This window comes from Rhodococcus sp. C26F (assembly GCF_053345925.1).
In genome coordinates, this window is the sequence record NZ_JBKFBA010000033.1 from 15,804 (window position 1) to 32,684 (window position 16,881).

Here is a 16,881-nt window from a genome sequence, read left to right on the forward strand (position 1 = left end):
GCATCGGCAGGTCACAGCATCGGCAGCACCCCGAAGGCCACGAGATTCCAGATCAGGTGGGCGCTGACGGCAGGCCAGATCGAGCGGGTGGCCAGCACCAGCGGGTAGATCACCGCACCGAACAGCCCGGCCATGATGACGTTGAGCCAGCTGTAGTCGGAATGGATCATGCCGAACGCGACGGTCGACAGCAGCCAGCCGCCGCCGACGGCCACGGCTGTCAGAGCCGTGCGGGAGCGGCCGGTCACCGCGTCGCGAAGCTGCCAGCACACCAAACCGGGGCTACGGAAGACGAGTTCTTCCCAGAGCACCCCGAGGCCAACAGCAACGATGATCAGGCCGACGGGCATGCCTGCGTACCAGCTGCTTCGAGGATCGGCGGTGTGCGTCGGCAGCACGCCGGGAAGCTGGGCGAGGAGTGGAGCGAGAACATGCACCTGCGTATAGATCCAGGCTGCCGGGACGGCGAGAACGAACACCACGGCCTGTAATGCCCGATACCGAGTTCCTATGCGAGGCAGCTCAAACCCCGAGTACTTCAGGGCGTGCGCCAGGTAGAGCCGCCATTGTCTGAACCATTCGCGTGGCTGGACCGACGGCAGCACCATCACGAGTGGGGGTATGGCGCCGGCCGTGAAGATCACCGTTGCCAGGAGCGCGACGAGGGTGACCGTCAGATTTGCTTCCGGCCGAAACCAGTCGGCCAGCAGACCACACGTGATGCCCCCCAAACACAGCGCCAGCATGGTGAATGCGGCGATCGAGCCAGTGGGTATCGGGATGGGGCGCACGGGGGTCGGTGTCATAGTGTCGATTTCAGCATCGGCCTCCGACATGCGCGGAAAGTTCCTGATCGAGCCTGAATGAACATAATCGATGCAGGTCAACAGGTCTGTGGTGTACAGCATGCACAGATGCTCTGTGCAGCATTGCTGCTCTGTTGTTCGTGACGAGCCGTGGAGCGACAGGCTCGGTGCCCTGTCCTGGCCGGAGTTGGTCTCGCGGCGGCGTGAAGGAAGGTCGAGCAGCGCCACCCGGGGACATGCCGGATGCCCTGAAAGAGGGCGTCGCGCACGGTCATCACCGGAACGGTGATCGTTACCTTGCCCGGCATGTGCCGATCGATCGAAGAGGGGGGCCGGCGATGCCCCAGCTGTGGGGGGTACGCCGCGGCCGCCCGCGCGAACAGCAACCGGGCCCGCAATCGCAAAGTGCGGTCCCTGGTGGTGGCTCACCTCAAGCAGCAAGGTCTTTTCGACACCGCCGCAGCCGTCCAAGGAGCCGCCCCGAGCATGCTTCCGGAACTGATCGACAAGCTCGGTATCGATGAATCGGCATTCGGCGGCCTCACGTTGCCCAGCACCCACTCGCACCCGCCGTCGGCCGCGGACATCCTGGCGATCGCCGCGGCCGAGCGTGACGCCATGAGCAGCCCGGAACGGGCCGCACTGGAGCAGGCCCGCGCGGAACTCGAGGCAGCCAAGGTCGAACAGCGGGAAGCCAAACGTGCCTACTACCGGGCGCGACGTGCCGCGATGGAAGCCAACCGCAACGGCGACCCCCACGAGATCTCCCTGGCCGAGGCCGAACGCGACAAGCTACGCGCGCTCTACGTCGCTGCGAACGATCGTCTCGGCGAAGCGAAATCGAACCTGCTGATCGCCGAATACGACTACCACGGCACCGTCGACGAACACACCCGCGACGAGTACCTCGCGGAACTGTCCCCCGCCGACCAGGACATCATCGCCGCGGCCGCCACCGCGCAGCACCTGCAGACTGCGGTCGAGACTCTGGTCACCAACAACCCCATCGCCATCTCCGATGTGGACCGCGACACCAGCATCTACACGGCCGGCACCTTCACCGCTGCCCTCAGCAACGGCGACGACACCGTGGAGGGGCGACTGCTCGACGGTGGAACAGCGATCTACCGATCCGGATACGGCGAGTTCCTCGTCCTGCAGGATCCTGGCAACGGCGTGTACGTGCCGGTGGCCACGGCTTTCTCCAAAGCAGACGCGGTTGCGAAGGCCAACCGCGTCCCGATCTTCACCGGCCTGACCAATCCGGGTCCCGATGCGGACCCGCTGGACAAGCAACGAGCGGAAGCCAACAGAGCTGCCGTTCTGGCACTGTCGAAAGCTGCTGCGGTCGACGGCGATCTCAGCGATGCCAGCGCACGCCTCACCGCGCAGCTCGATACCGCTGCCGAGGAGTTCGCCGAGGCACTGGGTGGGGCCCGGGTCCGCAACGAGGTTCATCAGGGAGCGAGCCGGCACCGCACACGACTACGGGAACAAGCTGCCGAGGACGCCGGTGCGGCGGCGCGGGCGGCTGCCCTGGCGGCCGGTGCCAGCGCTGAAGACGCCGAGGTTGCCTACCGGAAGGCTCGCCGCGCCAAGCTCGGCACCCCCACTATCGGTGGCGGCGTCATTCCTCTGTTCGACCACAAGATTCCACCGGAGTCCCTGGGTGATGAGAAGTACGCGAGCTTGACCCGATCGGGGATCCGCGCGTTCGGCAAGGAGACCGCTGGCGACTATGCAGTGATTTCCTCCCGGCTCGGCAACCCCACAGCCTGGGGATTCGCCACTACATCGGGCACCGTACAGACCTCGTCGATGACGCAACTGACCAGCGACTTCGAGCCGTACATGAAAGAACACATCGATTCGAATCAGCGCAGCGCACTGCGGGCATACACCGGGCACTCGTACCGTGCCCTCAATGCAGCGATCACGGGCCGCGACAAGAACCCGTCTCCGACAACCAAGTCCACAGTTGCCACCTTGACTACCACGTTCGAACAGTTCGCTGAGAAGAACACCAACACAACTCCGATGACGGTGATGCGCGGTACCCGAGTGCCCAGTGGCTGGAAAGGTTCCGCCGATCAGTATCTGGATTCGGCGTTCACGGTCGGGGCGAAGATGCAGATGGGCAAGGTCACCAGCGCTACCACCCGCGCGCAGACCGCGGTGTCCTTCGCTCAATCCGAAGGGACGCCCACCCATCCGGCCTATCTGATGGTCATCCGTACCCGTCATGGGATGCCGGTTTCTTCGCTGTCCGCTCATCCTGGTGAGGACGAGGTGATCATCCCTCCAGGATCGGATCTGAGATGTGTGCACGTCGACAAGGCCGGCATCAACGGCGTTCCCACCGTGTATCTGGTCGCCGAGGACATCGTCGCCGAGGCCGACGAGGGAATCACCGTGTGAGTGCCACTCGAACAACGATGTGCCGCACTCGCATTGCCGGGATCTGACACTGGTGGACGTCAATCACCTACTCGCTCCCATCGGAGGCCTCACATGAACTGTTCCAACTGTGGACAACGCATCGAACGCATCCCGTTCGGTGGCTATAAGCACGTCGGCTCCGCCCCCTTCAGCCTGTGCGGCGGCAAGATCGTCGAACCGGTTCGAGCCGACACCGCGACGACCGACACCGGAGTGTCTGCGATGGTGCAGCGCTCGTAGTCGACTGCCGGGGCGGATCTGTCGGACCTAGCGGTGACCATCAATCTCAGTCGGTGACCGCTGCCGGTCGCCGGTGGGGTCACACACCTGGACGGTGTGTGACCCCACACGTGATGAAGAACGGAGAACATCTATGAGCGTGGACGGGTTCGTGTTCGTCGACCTCGAAACAACGGGCACTGTCGCATCCGAGCACGAGATCCTCGAAATCGGGTTCGCGCTGTACTCGGCCGATCTCGAACCGCTCGAACGGCTGGTGCTGCTGCCGATCACTACGGCCACCTCCGCTGTGATCGAACGAATGAGAACCGACCCCACCTTGGAGTACGTGGGCCGGATGCACACTCACAACGGTCTGCTCGCAGAGCTTGAAGCGGCCATCGATGCATCCGATGCGCTACCTGCAGATTTGAGTGGCTACCAAGACGTCATCGTCGACACTCTGCTGCGGTGGGGGGTGGATGGATCTACCCCACTCAGTGGCTGTTCGCACCGGATGGACCGCGAGTTCCTGGCCCGGTGGCTGCCGAAAGTCGACACGATGTTCTCCTACCGGATGATCGATGCGCGGTCGTTCTGCGAAGCAGGATTGATCCTCGACGCCGAACGCACGACCGACCGGCTCAAGCTGGTCGACGAGTACGGGCAGTCGAACCACCGCGTCGCCGAGGACATGCACTATGCAGCGAATCTGTTGCGGGTGTTCCACGACCGAGCCCCGATCCCCTTTGTCGAAGAACATGCTGTTCTGAGCTGACCGCCGAGACGGCACACGCTGGCCCTGCGCTCCGACTGGTTCGGTGGCGCGGGGCCAGCATCACGTTCGGCCCCCAACATGGTGCTGTCCGAAGTCAGGGTCGTCGACGTGCGGCGGTGCTGACACCGGCGCGGGTGGTGCCGCACCGAATCACCCCCAGCGACACCATCGAGCCATGACTGAGAACACCATCGGATCAGCCCCGAGTGCGACCGTGACCGACACTCCGACAACGGTATTCACCGAGCAGCAAATCCTGCACTTCAACCGATTCCTGGACCGCGTCGACCGCGACATCGAGGACCTTCTCGCCGATCAACGGCGCGTTGTCGGATACGGTTTCGCCGCCGCCGTACGGTCCGCTGTTCCCCACGCGACGTCGGCGACTGCGCTGCTCACGCCCGCCGGCCAGATCGGGGTCGTCTACGCGATCAGCGACGGCAACCTCGTGCAGGTGCCCGGACCGGTCATCGGCACCGATCTGCGGCAAGGGCTGCTGTCGGTGATGCGTCGCCTGCCGACGGGCTTGGGAGGCGGGCCGTGGCATCATGGCGGCGGCACGCTGAATCTCGCGTTCACGCCCGAAATCATCGGACAAGCACCGATCCCTTTCACCACGATCCAGGACCTTCTCGTCGATGCTCTCGAGCGGGTCACGAACCGCACCATCCGCAGGATCGTGATCACCACGGAACTGTGGGACAACGGCTACCACTTCGACGACACCCTTGCCGTGGACTTCACCGACGGCGACGGCGACGAGATCTACTACGAGAACCTCTGCGACTACACACCCGAGTTGCGTGAGCACACAGGTGATCTCGGACCGTGCACTGTCGTGACCATCACCCGAACCGCAGACGGCATCACCATCGACTGACCGTTACCCAGCCATGGCCGGGGACTGGATCCCGGTCGCCACATCAGAAAATGAGGAGATTCGATGACCACCACCAGCGCTGCAGCCCGCGTCATCAACCGTAGGGGCACCGAGATCCGCATCGGCCAAACGTGGGCCGACAACAGCCCCACCCGAGACCCGATCCGCCACTTCACCATCACCGACCTCGAAGCCACCTACGGCAACGTCCAGGCCGTCTGCCACATCACTCACGGCATCGACCGCATCACCGGGGAGAAGGTGTCGCTCGACCGCGTAGTCCGCATCGACATCGACCGTATGCACCCCACCCGCACCGGCTACCGTCTGACCACCCCCGACGAATCATGACCATCCCGGACAACGCACAGCACGTGCGAGCACCGTGACCGATCAACCTTCGCTTGTCGAGGCGACGGCCCATGAGGTCGTCGCCTCGACATATCGGCACTACAGGGGCCGGATCGTCGTCACCTCGTCATGCTGGTCGAGACGAAATGCCAGCATGAGCACCCTCGCCACTGCCAGATCCTCCCGACCTCTGTCCACGCCTGGCATGACCGTCACCACGTCGACATCAGCCGACCACCGCTGCCCCGCCCCCGAACCGCCCCCGCCACACTATGGGCGAACCGACGAAGGAGAAAAGACATGGCCGAACACACGGTCGGACAACACACCATCACCGACGAACAGCTCGACATCATCCGCCAGGCAGTCACCGAAGGCCGCACACCCACGGACATCGCGAACTCACTGGCGCGCATCGCCGATCTCGGAGAGAGCACCACAATGTTCCTCGAAGCTGTGGCGTCCACCATCGCAGAAGGCAAGCCGCTTCCCTGGGAACACTCCTGACCGCTACACCCATACCGTCCCGGTTGTGCTGCGAAACTACCTGGGTAGGAGGGTGTTTTCGCAGCACAACCGGGCAATGCTGACGTGGTCGACACCGAGGTGACAACCGCCCTCGTGTCTCGCCCGAATCAGGCTCAGCCTGTCCGCCCCACGCACCTGGCTCCGAGCCGAAAGACCAGGTGGATGCCGGTGCACCCGGTCACGCGCCGGCAGCGTTCCGTGCCGCACGGTTCAGACCTCCCAGCGATGGTGGTTCTCGTCAACGAACGGAACACCGAGGAGAACCCGATGACCATGACCCCCACCGACGAGATCACCGAGGACAACTTCATCGCCACCGCACTGCACAACGCAGTTGCAGACACCGACGGTGTTCTGGTGGTCTTCCACAACGGCAACTTCGCCGGAGGCCCCACCGACCAGATCGATGCCTACGCAGCGGCCCTCGAAGAGGTCTACGGCGAAAACCAGATCGCGCACATCTTCGACGCCGACACTGTTGCAGGCTGGATCGCCGCCGGTGAACAGGCCGGTGACTGGCACGTCGCCATCGAGCACTACCGCCGCGCCATCGCGGCCTAACAGACCCCGGTAGGTCACCACCTCGACTTCCCCAGTGGTGNCCTACCGGTCCACTCCCCCACCGGGCCGCGCCAGATAGCGCGGCCCGAATCGTTTCTCACACCCACCTGTCCGCCCGCCGGACACAGAGAGCGCAACCCTGACCTGTGTCCCCAAAACCGTGTGCCGCGCAGGTCGTGTCCTGCGGCCAGTGTGAAGGCACAGCAGACCCCTATCGACCGACCCGTATCAGGAGATCGCCCATGCCCTTGTCATCCGGCCACACCAACGCTGTCGCGACCCTCACCGTTCGTGTGGCCGACCGCAGACACTCGCCTGTAGGCCTCGCCACCATCCGCACGATCACCATCGCTGCGACGTGCCCCCGCTGCGGCGGCCCTCGGGGCGAGCCCTACCCCCACAACTTCTACGACGACGGGGCTTGGCTGGTGGCCGACTGCTGGGACAACCCCTGCGGCCATGTCGACCTGTACAACGCCGTCCTGGCCGAAGCTGAACGCGGTCCTCGCACATGACCTGCGGTAACAAGGGCCGAGGTCCCGTGTCGTCCGTAGCGTCGTCGGGCCACCACTCCCCTCCCCCACCGCCGCTGCGTCCACTGAACCGTGCCGCACTCGATGACGGAAACCGCGATGGTCCGCCCGTCCCTGTTGCCACTGCGAGTGGGAGAACCATGACCGACCTGACCTACACGCGCTCCGCTTTCCCCGACCGCACGTGCCTCGAGCACCTTGCGGATCTCCTCGATCGCCGGAGCGAGACCAACACCGGAGAGTGCGTCGACCAGGCGTACGAATACGCCGACGCCGCCCGCTTCATCGCCGAGGACTTCGAACAGATCACGGCCACCTGGATCGGCACGACTGCCGAACTCGAGGAACTGAGACAGTTCGCCGCCACACACGGGCACCCGCTTCCGGAGCTGGTGAGCATGCCGCATCTCTCAGGGCAAACCCGCAACGTAGACAACGTCATCATCCCGCAGACCTGCTCGAAGGAGCGTTCATGACCACCACACCCGCCCCCGCCGAGACTTCCGCTGAGCTGTACCCCCTCCAGGTCGAACTGCACGAGCTGTTCAAGGAACAGCGCCAGCTCCAGGAGCGAATCGACGCGGCGGCCATCGGGGCACTGAAGGAATACACAGCGCGGCGCTATCCGACCGCTACGACGCTGATGCTGGACTCGAACGGCAATCCCAACGAATACCTGCCCGTTGCTGTGCACACCGGTGCTGGCGAGGACGTCGTCGACGAAAACGCCGTCGCAGCAGATGAGACGCTTTTCGAGCTCGTCAGGACAGTGCCGATGCAGCTGATCCGCTACGACCGGACCAGCAACCTGTGGAAGATCGCTCTGCGCTGAGCGCACACGATGTGAGATGGCCCCGGCACGACTTGTGCCGGGGCCATCTTCCATAGGTAACGGATCCAGTAGCGAACCCGGTATTGCGTAGGTGAAACGTTTGCGTCTTCTGCCCACCGCTGCTCTGTTCGTCACCCTCGTGCTGTCCGGGTGCGGTGGCAACAGCAACGAACAGTCGGACGCACCGACTACCACGCCGACTACGACGGCATCGACTACGACAGCTGCGACCAGCAGCACCACCACTCCCCCGCCACCGACCACGACGGTCGCGGAGACAACCACCGTCGAACCGATCGCGACGTACACCGAGCTGACCGTTGAGTCCCCGGCCGCAGTCCCGGTTGAGGAGCCGTACATCCTGCACTGCAACCCGGGAGGCTTCGGTCCGATCGAGACGTACTGGTCCGATGGCACCGTGACGGGGTGGTCCGAATACTGCCAGGGGGTCCACGATCAGACCATCGCCGACGAAGTCGCCGCAAACACCCCGGTGTGCGACGGCACCGTCTGCCGGTACCCCTCGGGTGCGACCATGCCGGACCCGGCCGCGCCGAAGACGCCGTCCCCGTGGGTCCAGGACCAGATCGATTGGTTCGACTGCATCGACGCCGGCAACAGCGAGGACTACTGCCGCCAGGCCCTCAACTGAGGAGTCGTCGGGACCGCGGCGGGCGCGTTCGGGGACTCGGTAGTCCCCGGCCACCCGCACCGATGCCTCAGGTGAGCCGATCGGGAGGCTCCCGGCTACCCGATCCAGCCCGAAAACACGGTGAGCAGCACCTTCACGGGTTCAACGGCGGTAATGGAAATTATCGTGGGTGAGCGACCAAACTGTTCAGCCCAACAAGAACAAAGACTCCCGACTCAGAAAAACAGCAGGTCAGGTTGTCGATATGCACCGAAGATGAGCGAGATAGGCGGGGCAGATCAACTGGGCCGACCGCAGCTTATAAGCGCTCTGAGCTGCGGTTTTCCTGGAATGACACCTTGACCGGCGCTCTCGTATCATCGAGCCTCTGTCAATCTGTAGCGGCGTGTCCTGTCAATCTTCACTGCATCGCGACATCTGTCCTTCGAACCAGATGCGGTTGCAGTCACGGTGGGACCCGATCGAGCTCTGAGGCAGACTCCCCCGAGCAGCGATCAGGACTAGTGGCCTCAGGCCCCTGTGACCGACGATGTCCCCCGGTGGCGTGCAACAAACCGCTCCGCAGGTCGTTGCGTGTTGAGGAAGGGACGCACTGAGGCCGGTGCAACGCCCACTCGGACGTTGCACCGACCCCGTCGTGGTCCTCTGGAATCGAGATCAGCTTTGAGGGCTGCAATGCCTACGTGGCACCGATAAGCCCGGCCTCGCGAGGCGCGTTGCTGCCAGCAGAGCCGTCACTGAGGTCCGGCAACGGCGGAACGCTGAACCCGGCAGCCATTGCAGCGGCTTCGGCCTTCCTGTAGCGGCGCATTGCGGTGCTCGCTGCCCGCGCTCCGGTCAACTCGGCCAACTCGGCGAAGGAAACGTCGGGCCGATTGATCTTGAGCTTTGCGGTCTGCTTCACGGCCTCCTCGAGATCAGCGTTCTCGATGAACTGGAGCAACTCCTCGACGGTTCGGTGCTCGTTGCGCGACTCCGCGGTGTCCCCGAAGGCCGGTGCACTGCGCTTGTCGAACTTTGCGGCAATGTCCTCCTCATCGAGTTGCGCAATACGGGAGGCAACACGTTCAGCGAATGGCACGCGGGGTGCGTCCTCGTCGTTGCCCGTTGCGCGGTCATCCTCCGGCGTTGCGGAGAGGGTGCCGTTGCTGTCCGCAACGCCGGTGGCTACGACGTGCTCGGGCATTGCGTCCCCAGCAGCGTCGAGGGCCGTTGCAATCTCTTCGGTGGAGCCGACCGCACGGTCAGGCGTCTCGGGGATGAAAGACGACACCGACTCCTCGGCCGCAATGCGAGTGGTCGCGCTACGGCTGCTTGCCGCTGGGGGCGCGGGGCGGGACGTGGTGTCGACCGTTGCGGCCACGGGTCCGTGGTGATTCAGCGCTGCGGAATTGCCTCGTGCACGGACCGTTGCGTTGTCGTCGGCAGGATCTGGCGTTGCGTTGCTGGCATGAGTCGTCGACATTGCATTGCGCGACTCGTCGGCCTGCGATGCAGCGTTTACACGCTCGGAGAAGCGGGCGTTGCGCATCGGTGTCGTTGCAGCGGTCGTGGGACTGTCCATCGTCCGGTCCGCACTCGGAACGGCTCGTGTTGCGTTGCTGACGGGGGTGGTCGGTGTTGCGTTGCCGGCGGGGGTGGTCGGTGTTGCGTTGCCGGCGGGGGTGGTCGGTGTTGCGTTGCCGACGGGGACGGTCGGTGTTGCGTTGCCGGCAGCCACGGGAGTGACTTCGGTTGCGGCGCTCTCCCCGTCCGCATGCTGGTGCACCATTGCCGTGTACTCGGAGTAGGCGGTGCCAATAGCCTTCACGAGGATGCCGATGCCGTGGGTGAAAAGAAGCATCAGTATCGGAGGGATGACCGCGATTACTGCGGCCCCCATGGGCGCGAGTGGTGCAAAGCCTGGATCAAATCCGTCGGCCATCTCCCCCTGGAGATCGTGGACTGCTTTGTAGGCGTGGAAGGCGTTTCCCACCACGCTGATGCACACCGCTGCAACGAGCAGTGCCACGAAGAAGTTCTTGCCCTTGGAGCTACCGCCGATCTTGTTCAGCACGACTACGGCGATCGTGGCTCCTACGATCGCACCGTCGACGATGGCGGGAAAGATCCACGTCCATCTCTCGCTCACCATGCCCTGAAGCGCCAGGTCTCGGAGGACGTCGAAGGACAGGATGAAGGCCCCGGTCGTAAGGCCGACTGTGATGAGGACACAAAGCAGTAGCGCTGCCATCAGGCCGTATAGCTGGATACGTGCGGCGCGGATCGTCAGATTGGTCATCGACTCGGGGTTCCTTTCGCGGTTTCCCTGTCCTGGAGCGTCCGACGGCCTGTGCCCGGTCGGAACTTTTCGTGCGGGGCATCGGCGTCATTGCCGCGTCGACATGCAAAATCACTGGTAGAAGTGTTGCGCAAGGTCGTGTTCCTAGAGGTTGATGCCTTCAGCTGGAGGCGCGAATGGCTTCCCGGAGTTGTAGTCCCGCTCGATCCGAGAACACAGCTGATCGATGGCCACTCGGATGAACTGCTGCTGACTGGTGATTCCGGTACGGGCCTGCGTGTGCAGGAGGGTTGCAACCATCCGCTCTTTGAGTTCGACGTCGATCGACAACAAGATGTCGGTGGTGGCTGTTTTGCGCTTCTTCGTACGCCGACCTGCTTCCGCGGCTCCCGATTCCCGATCAGTGGCTTCGGAGATGTCTGGTCGGGCCGGGTCGGTTCTGGAGGACTCGAGCGAATCCTGCTGATCCGTCCCCGAAGGCACCAGCGGATCTGGGTAGGCCGGGCGTTTGGGTGCTGGATACGAGGTCATCGGCGCGACACCTTCCCGAGGACGGCGACAAACTGTGTGTGAAGCTGTTCGGCCCATGTGCGCTGAGATGCAGCATCGGAGTACCGCGCGAGCTCGGTTGCGTGACTGAAGGTCGGGACCAGAGCGTTTCGCCCGAGGACATTCTTCGCGGGTCGATGACCAGCGAAAACGTGGTCGTAGCGGCGGAGGATGTTGTCAAGGGCGCTCTTGAGTGCGTAGTGCTCTGCGCAGGCATCAGCTCCAGAGAGGGGGGTTGCGTGCAAGCTTTCGCTGCCCCTCGGAGCGACGCGACCGGGTTGCCGGCTCGTCACGGAGGCGAGGGCTGACCCCCTAGCGGTTGAGCCCGCGCATGCGAGTCCGATCGTTGTGGTCGTCTTCCTCACCTCGTCTTTGGTGTTCGCCCCCGCCGTGATGGCCATGCCCGCTCCCGTCGCTACCCATATGGGCACTAATTGCCCATATTGATCTTGTTAGCTTAGTACCCAAGGTTCCGGGCTCTCGGCGGGATGTCGCGCCCAGGCTCTCACTCCCGGAGGTTGCTGCGGACAACACGATCGGGGCTGACCAACGGGGGTAAGCGGTGGAACAGAGATCCCTATCGTGTGGCTGTCCGCCCCAACCGCACCGCAGGAGTTATTCATGGCCCCCGACGCACATCGCCCGCGCATCGTTGTCACCAAGACTCAGCTGGCCGAGCTCAAGAGGTGGGCCAACATCGTCTTCGGAATCATCACTGCCATAGGAGTGGTGCTGGTTCTCGTGGTCAGCTCGGACACGTGGGCGCTGGCGGTCGCAGCCGTGGGCGTGGCCGGCCTCGCGGGGATACACCTCGTCAGCCGGACTCCCCTGCCGCCGCATGGTGCTGGCGACCGTGCGGACGGTTAGAGCGGACCGACGGTACGCATCGGTGTTGCCGCCTAAGTGACGCTCCCTGCATTCACGGTCCCGTGTGCGAGGGGTCACTCCCTGCTCGACGGTCGGGGCACCCTTTACGCGCGTTCCCGCAGCTCAGCGACGCAATGGCTCTGAAATCAGCTCTCCCGCACGAAACGCGCTTCTGGTAGGTAGTTAGTGCGGAAATGGGTTCAATTGCGTCTGCGTCGCTCCTGGGTGGTGTTACGGCGATTTGGGGTGTTTTAAGGGGGTGAAAAACGGCCCCTCTCCCCCGAGTCGGCGTAAGGCCGCAATTTTGGATGGGCCACCGGTCGTCAGGCGAATCATGACGAGACCGGCCCCTAAAGCAGCGGCGCTCCCGTCGGTCATGGGCAAAATCAGGCACCTCTCCCCCACTCCTGGACTGGTCTAGGAGGGCCGCAATCGATCAGTTTGTGAAGATCTTGGAGAGCGAATCGGGAGTGCGAATCATGCTGTGAGCACGGTGCTCCCGTGTCCGGGATGCGCGTGCAGGATGCCTTTCTTCCGCCGTCAATGAGTCCCGACTGGACCTGTTCGACGAGGCCCCGTAGACCCCCAAGATCATCCGTGAACTGTGGGGCACGTCAGGGGCAGGGGATCCAAATGGGGACTCAAGGGCAGAGCTGTGGCGCCGAAGATGGCACTTCATGCCAGAACGTATGCAGCCGAAATTCGACAGCAAACCACATATCCGGGAGTGAAAACGACCTCGAAGTTGGCTCGAGAGGGCGGTACCACCAGCTCATCTGGACGGGATATTAAGACGTCAGGAATCCGCAAGGGCCAGTTCTCAGGCCTCCTTCGACGCATTAAGTGCGGGTACGAAAATGCCGATAGCGGATCAATTCCGTCGACTGCCAGGCGATGGTGCCGGCCGAATCGGGTGTAGCTCGTCCACTTCACTGATTCTCTTTGGAAGAGTATTCGGGCCGCACCCAGTAGGAGATGTCACCAGATTGCATGCCTAGATGGCTGGCCGACCTCCCCCTCCAATGTGGATAACAGGAGAACGAGAGGGAGATCTGAACGCCTCCACATGCGAACTAGCGCAGTAGTACGCAGGGGGCGCGATTCGTGAAATCGGAGATTTCAGCCGACCGGATCTACAGAATTCCGATCCCACACTGGCGCTCGCTGACGGGTCGTGGGGTGTCCAACGCAGCTCGATCGCGAGGTTCCAGTCATCGCAGTCTAGGTACTTGCGGGACACGAGGATGTGGGCTGAGCTGCCGTTATTAGCATAAAAGTATTGCTAACACAGATCCGATGTGCACAGCATGTCTAGTTGGTAAGACAGACATTTAGTCTGACGTGGATGAGACAGCTTAACGGTGCACTACATGAGATGCAGATGTTCGTTCCTAGACAGATCGACTGTGTTATAGATGTAATGCAGTTCGACTGTAGTGGAAATGTGCTCTGTTCTATCAGTCTCAAACATCTATTGTGTGCGGAACATATAGAACAGAGACAACATCGAAAACATGCACCATTGGTTGAACATTACGCCTGTCTATACAGTGGGATGATTAGAAACATTGCTGTCTGTATGAGACAGTACGTACTGGGTACACACATATTGATGACTCTACATGTGACAAGTGCAATACTTGTACTACTTCTTAAACAGATGACAAGTTCTAAACGTGTAGTCAATGTGAAGCGGAGTATAAATATCGTACGGGTCATCCATGTACCGAATATGCCATGTCATGCACTGCTCATATATTAAGGCAGGAGTGTAAGTCGGATATATGAAGCCAATGCAATATTGTTTTAATGTGTGACACAGGCTGGCTTGCTGGTCAGTGTTCGCAATCAGACACGTGCCACATATGCATGCCTTCATGAACAAGCTAACTGTTCTACACCTCATGCACGAACACGCAGCGTCGTCCTGGCAGCACAGACCCACAGGATGGAACGTTGTGCATTGAGAGTGAGGACCACACGGATGGTGTAGAGAGACCAGACGAGATGCAGTGTCTGTGGCAGCTGATGTCTCCTGCTACAACAGATACTGAAGAGTGCACGCGTGTCGTGGACTGCACAGAAACCACGACTTGTATGCTCTGCCAATACGGATCCTGCCTGCACAGGTGCCTGCCTCACTGAAAAATAGGCATCGTGTGGGCCAGACAGAAAGGGGGTGCGATGGCCAGCCTTGGTGAAAGTCGCGCCAACTACCGCGCCAAGACCGTGGCTACCTTGTGCTCGAAGGGTGGCGTCGGGAAGAGCACGCTGACGGCTCAGATCCTTGACAACGCTGCTCGCTTCGGGCTTCGCGTCGCTGGTGTCGACCTGGACCCCAACGGATCGCTTTCCAGGATGACCGGGACGCTCGCCCCGGTGGGGGAGATTTCGATTCGCGAGGTCCTCGAGGGGTCGATCACACCTCAGGCCGCTACGCGCAAACCACTTCAGTGGCAACCGGAAGTCGTGGCCGATCGAGCCTGGGCGAAGGGCGGCCCGCTCATTCCCGGCGGGGAAGTCCACATCGTTCCAGCGCCCGACCGGGGACTGGATGCAGTGACGTCCCGGTCAGGGACCGAAGCCGAGCACGCACTCTTCGAAGCGATCACCACGTCGGGGTTCGGCGAGTACTACGACATGATCATCGTTGATCCGCCCGCCAGCACGGCGTCCACGTTCCACCTCGCATTGAACGCTGCGCAGCACCTTGTTTTCCCTCTCCAAACAGAGTCGGCGGCATTGTCCGGACTTGTGCTGACCATCGAGTCAGCGATCAAGTTTTCGAGTAGTACAGGCCGGCCTGTAAATGGCATCGGGGTAGCGGCAACCATGATGGACGGCCGCACCACCGAGCACACGGAAACTCTTGCAGCAGCCAAGGAATGGATGCAGGAGAAGTTTCACGGCCAGTTGCCCGTTCTCGAACCTCCAGTACCTCGTCGTACGACGGTTCCGGAAGCGGGCGCCGAGATGCTTCCTGTTGCGCGCGTAGCGCGGGGGAGTAAAGGTGCACAGCTCACCGCGGCCTACTCTGCGATCGCGTTGGCTGTTGTAGCCAGTGTGGTGCCGGAAAAGACCGACGCGATCTTCGATGCGTTCGAGGCGGCAGATCTCCCCGCAGAGCTCGCCGAGGTTGTCTTCGCGAACTTCCGTGCATCGGAAGATCCTTCGGCCTCTCTCGAAACCCCCGCGAACTAGGAAGGAACTTCCCATGGCACGACCCAAAGTGGATCGTCTGGGCCTGGCAAAGGCGGGCACGCTCGGAACCAGCCTGGCAGCGTTCGCTGATGCCCCGGCGGCGCCGGCTCCGGAAAGCACGGACATCACCTCTCCCAACCCGTCGACCAACCCGCTTGACCAGCAGGAAGACGACATCGTCGATGACTTTGACGATGACTACGAGAACGAAGACGAGGACGACGATCTGAGCTCGGAGGTGGCAGAGGCCGCACCGAGCCCTCGGAAGGGGAGGGCGGCAGCGCGAACCAAACGTTCCGCTCACATCCAGATGAAGACCTTCCCGATGCTCAAGTCGACAGTGGACGCGGTCTCCGATGCCTCGCTCAACTGGCATATCTCTGATCCGAGTCGGATGAAGAAGTTCGGCGGTACAGCGTCGGAGACGGCCTTCGTCCAAGCACTCCTGCTGTTCGCAGTCGATCGGATCAACAGGAACGAGAAGGATGCCCAGCGTCTGCTCCGGTACTTCCCGGAGAATGCGCGTATCCGAAACAAGTAGACGATCACATGATCACAAGGTGAGGGGCCGGTCGAACTCGACCGGCCCCTCACGCTATCTACCCTGTTACCTCGTCCTTTGTCTCCCGAACGTGCGTCTTGCGATGCGTAGCGCCGCTCCGACAGAACCTGGCATGCGAGTATGCCAACCATCGGAGATCAACAGTCAGCACACATCAGGGAGCATCGAACGTGATCACACTGCGCCTCCACCGCCACGCACGCGCATGCCTCGACGCCGTGGCCGAACGCACAGACCGCCCACTTGGCTGGATCCTCGGCGAAGCTGCTATCGAAGCCATGCGGGCAACAGCCCACGCGTCAACGGATGACCATGCCATCGCGGTGCTCGGCCCGTACCTGGCGAGCCCCGCACGGACGGAAGAGGCCCGCATGACAACGACATTGCCCAGTCACTGCGAGTACGCAGTAGAACTCCTCGGAAACGTCTACACCCGGTGTTCGGGCGCGCCCGTCTCGACGGCCGCCGTCGTCCGAGCCGCGTGGTCCCGCTGGCTCGACGTGGCCACAGTCGAGGACATCACGTTCAGACTTGGAGCAGTCCGCCCAGCAACAGCCGTACTGGCGGCAGTTAGCGCAGGTGTGGCATGAACTGCGTGTTCACACCAACCCTGACCGTCGCGGCGTCCGCGTTGCTCTTGTCGGCAAAATGCGCGCCGAACACAACGTTCGGGCCCGAGGACGCCGAAGCGTTCCTGCCCACCCGGTTGCGATACACCGAACTGGGGCCGAAGTCCGCGGTCGTCACCCCCCGGCAGGCGTGGGAAGAACTGGCGGCCGCGGGACGAGTGGTCGGCGACTTCATCGCCTGGCGCCTCGTTGACGTAACAACGGGGGAGTGAC

The 16,881-nt window shown here is 62.5% G+C and carries 18 protein-coding genes; 15 read left to right on the forward strand and 3 right to left on the reverse strand.

Features of this window, described 5'->3' with window-relative positions:
- Nucleotides 1-11: 11 nt before the first annotated feature.
- Nucleotides 12-1,034, reverse strand: coding sequence for a CPBP family intramembrane glutamic endopeptidase (locus ACLBYD_RS24005; RefSeq protein WP_237211481.1), 1,023 nt, complete (start codon nucleotides 1,032-1,034; stop codon nucleotides 12-14).
- Nucleotides 1,035-1,292: 258 nt separating this feature from the next.
- Between ACLBYD_RS24005 and ACLBYD_RS24010 the strand changes: the two genes are divergently transcribed.
- The 11 genes from ACLBYD_RS24010 (at nucleotide 1,293) to ACLBYD_RS24060 (ending at nucleotide 8,579) form a co-directional block, all read left to right on the forward strand.
- A complete protein-coding gene (locus tag ACLBYD_RS24010; RefSeq protein WP_237211480.1) occupies nucleotides 1,293-3,224 on the forward strand; it encodes an ADP-ribosyltransferase domain-containing protein in 1,932 nt (643 codons plus the stop codon).
- 93 nt (nucleotides 3,225-3,317) lie between these two features.
- The gene (locus ACLBYD_RS24015) at nucleotides 3,318-3,485 is read left to right on the forward strand and encodes a hypothetical protein (protein ID WP_175428169.1); all 168 of its coding nucleotides are present in this window, start codon (nucleotides 3,318-3,320) and stop codon (nucleotides 3,483-3,485) included.
- Between the two features lie 133 nt (nucleotides 3,486-3,618).
- Entirely contained in the window at nucleotides 3,619-4,242 is a 624-nt protein-coding gene (locus ACLBYD_RS24020) for a hypothetical protein (protein ID WP_237211479.1), read from the forward strand.
- 175 nt (nucleotides 4,243-4,417) lie between these two features.
- Nucleotides 4,418-5,122, forward strand: a complete 705-nt coding sequence (locus tag ACLBYD_RS24025; RefSeq protein WP_237211478.1) for a hypothetical protein — start codon at nucleotides 4,418-4,420, stop codon at nucleotides 5,120-5,122.
- 63 nt (nucleotides 5,123-5,185) lie between these two features.
- Nucleotides 5,186-5,473 carry a hypothetical protein gene (locus ACLBYD_RS24030; RefSeq protein WP_138846222.1) on the forward strand — a complete coding sequence of 96 codons (288 nt, stop codon included), beginning with the start codon at nucleotides 5,186-5,188 and terminating at the stop codon, nucleotides 5,471-5,473.
- Between the two features lie 300 nt (nucleotides 5,474-5,773).
- A complete protein-coding gene (locus ACLBYD_RS24035; protein ID WP_064257494.1) occupies nucleotides 5,774-5,980 on the forward strand; it encodes a hypothetical protein in 207 nt (68 codons plus the stop codon).
- Nucleotides 5,981-6,268: 288 nt separating this feature from the next.
- On the forward strand, nucleotides 6,269-6,562 hold the full coding sequence (locus ACLBYD_RS24040) for a hypothetical protein (protein ID WP_138846223.1): 294 nt from the start codon (nucleotides 6,269-6,271) through the stop codon (nucleotides 6,560-6,562).
- 242 nt (nucleotides 6,563-6,804) lie between these two features.
- Nucleotides 6,805-7,077, forward strand: coding sequence for a hypothetical protein (locus ACLBYD_RS24045; protein WP_237211477.1), 273 nt, complete (start codon nucleotides 6,805-6,807; stop codon nucleotides 7,075-7,077).
- A gap of 158 nt (nucleotides 7,078-7,235) precedes the next feature.
- The gene (locus ACLBYD_RS24050) at nucleotides 7,236-7,571 is read left to right on the forward strand and encodes a hypothetical protein (RefSeq protein WP_237211476.1); all 336 of its coding nucleotides are present in this window, start codon (nucleotides 7,236-7,238) and stop codon (nucleotides 7,569-7,571) included.
- Nucleotides 7,568-7,927 carry a hypothetical protein gene (locus ACLBYD_RS24055; RefSeq protein WP_064257497.1) on the forward strand — a complete coding sequence of 120 codons (360 nt, stop codon included), beginning with the start codon at nucleotides 7,568-7,570 and terminating at the stop codon, nucleotides 7,925-7,927. Before ACLBYD_RS24050 ends, ACLBYD_RS24055 begins: the two co-directional genes overlap by 4 nt.
- A 91-nt stretch (nucleotides 7,928-8,018) precedes the next feature.
- On the forward strand, nucleotides 8,019-8,579 hold the full coding sequence (locus ACLBYD_RS24060) for a hypothetical protein (protein ID WP_447818415.1): 561 nt from the start codon (nucleotides 8,019-8,021) through the stop codon (nucleotides 8,577-8,579).
- A 679-nt stretch (nucleotides 8,580-9,258) separates the two neighbouring features.
- Here ACLBYD_RS24060 and ACLBYD_RS24065 read toward each other — a convergent pair.
- Together ACLBYD_RS24065 and ACLBYD_RS24070 are read right to left on the reverse strand one after the other, a co-directional pair.
- Nucleotides 9,259-10,860 (reverse strand): DUF2637 domain-containing protein, encoded by a 1,602-nt coding sequence (locus ACLBYD_RS24065; RefSeq protein WP_237211474.1) that lies wholly within the window; start codon nucleotides 10,858-10,860, stop codon nucleotides 9,259-9,261.
- A 144-nt stretch (nucleotides 10,861-11,004) separates the two neighbouring features.
- Nucleotides 11,005-11,391, reverse strand: coding sequence for a hypothetical protein (locus ACLBYD_RS24070; protein WP_237211473.1), 387 nt, complete (start codon nucleotides 11,389-11,391; stop codon nucleotides 11,005-11,007).
- A gap of 639 nt (nucleotides 11,392-12,030) precedes the next feature.
- Here ACLBYD_RS24070 and ACLBYD_RS24075 point away from each other — a divergent pair.
- The 4 genes from ACLBYD_RS24075 to ACLBYD_RS24090 all read left to right on the forward strand — a co-directional run bounded on the left by ACLBYD_RS24075 (nucleotide 12,031) and on the right by ACLBYD_RS24090 (nucleotide 16,880).
- Nucleotides 12,031-12,276, forward strand: coding sequence for a hypothetical protein (locus ACLBYD_RS24075; protein ID WP_156895436.1), 246 nt, complete (start codon nucleotides 12,031-12,033; stop codon nucleotides 12,274-12,276).
- A gap of 2,184 nt (nucleotides 12,277-14,460) precedes the next feature.
- Nucleotides 14,461-15,477, forward strand: coding sequence for a ParA family protein (locus ACLBYD_RS24080; RefSeq protein ID WP_064257502.1), 1,017 nt, complete (start codon nucleotides 14,461-14,463; stop codon nucleotides 15,475-15,477).
- A gap of 13 nt (nucleotides 15,478-15,490) precedes the next feature.
- Nucleotides 15,491-16,018, forward strand: coding sequence for a hypothetical protein (locus tag ACLBYD_RS24085; RefSeq protein ID WP_138846230.1), 528 nt, complete (start codon nucleotides 15,491-15,493; stop codon nucleotides 16,016-16,018).
- A 616-nt stretch (nucleotides 16,019-16,634) separates the two neighbouring features.
- Nucleotides 16,635-16,880: a hypothetical protein gene (locus ACLBYD_RS24090; RefSeq protein ID WP_138846232.1), complete on the forward strand. Its 246-nt coding sequence runs from the start codon at nucleotides 16,635-16,637 to the stop codon at nucleotides 16,878-16,880.
- Nucleotide 16,881 lies beyond the last annotated feature (1 nt).

Excerpts from the sequence above, each read along its gene's own strand:
- ACLBYD_RS24040 (WP_138846223.1), top strand. The coding sequence starts at position 6,269 with ATGACCATGACCCCCACCGACGAGATCACCGAGGACAACTTCATCGCC.
- ACLBYD_RS24045 (WP_237211477.1), top strand. The coding sequence starts at position 6,805 with ATGCCCTTGTCATCCGGCCACACCAACGCTGTCGCGACCCTCACCGTT.
- ACLBYD_RS24020 (WP_237211479.1), top strand. The coding sequence starts at position 3,619 with ATGAGCGTGGACGGGTTCGTGTTCGTCGACCTCGAAACAACGGGCACT.
- ACLBYD_RS24010 (WP_237211480.1), top strand. The coding sequence starts at position 1,293 with ATGCTTCCGGAACTGATCGACAAGCTCGGTATCGATGAATCGGCATTC.
- ACLBYD_RS24015 (WP_175428169.1), top strand. The coding sequence starts at position 3,318 with ATGAACTGTTCCAACTGTGGACAACGCATCGAACGCATCCCGTTCGGT.
- ACLBYD_RS24075 (WP_156895436.1), top strand. The coding sequence starts at position 12,031 with ATGGCCCCCGACGCACATCGCCCGCGCATCGTTGTCACCAAGACTCAG.
- ACLBYD_RS24025 (WP_237211478.1), top strand. The coding sequence starts at position 4,418 with ATGACTGAGAACACCATCGGATCAGCCCCGAGTGCGACCGTGACCGAC.
- ACLBYD_RS24085 (WP_138846230.1), top strand. The coding sequence starts at position 15,491 with ATGGCACGACCCAAAGTGGATCGTCTGGGCCTGGCAAAGGCGGGCACG.
- ACLBYD_RS24065 (WP_237211474.1), bottom strand. The coding sequence starts at position 10,860 with ATGACCAATCTGACGATCCGCGCCGCACGTATCCAGCTATACGGCCTG.
- ACLBYD_RS24055 (WP_064257497.1), top strand. The coding sequence starts at position 7,568 with ATGACCACCACACCCGCCCCCGCCGAGACTTCCGCTGAGCTGTACCCC.
- ACLBYD_RS24035 (WP_064257494.1), top strand. The coding sequence starts at position 5,774 with ATGGCCGAACACACGGTCGGACAACACACCATCACCGACGAACAGCTC.
- ACLBYD_RS24050 (WP_237211476.1), top strand. The coding sequence starts at position 7,236 with ATGACCGACCTGACCTACACGCGCTCCGCTTTCCCCGACCGCACGTGC.
- ACLBYD_RS24070 (WP_237211473.1), bottom strand. The coding sequence starts at position 11,391 with ATGACCTCGTATCCAGCACCCAAACGCCCGGCCTACCCAGATCCGCTG.
- ACLBYD_RS24080 (WP_064257502.1), top strand. The coding sequence starts at position 14,461 with ATGGCCAGCCTTGGTGAAAGTCGCGCCAACTACCGCGCCAAGACCGTG.
- ACLBYD_RS24030 (WP_138846222.1), top strand. The coding sequence starts at position 5,186 with ATGACCACCACCAGCGCTGCAGCCCGCGTCATCAACCGTAGGGGCACC.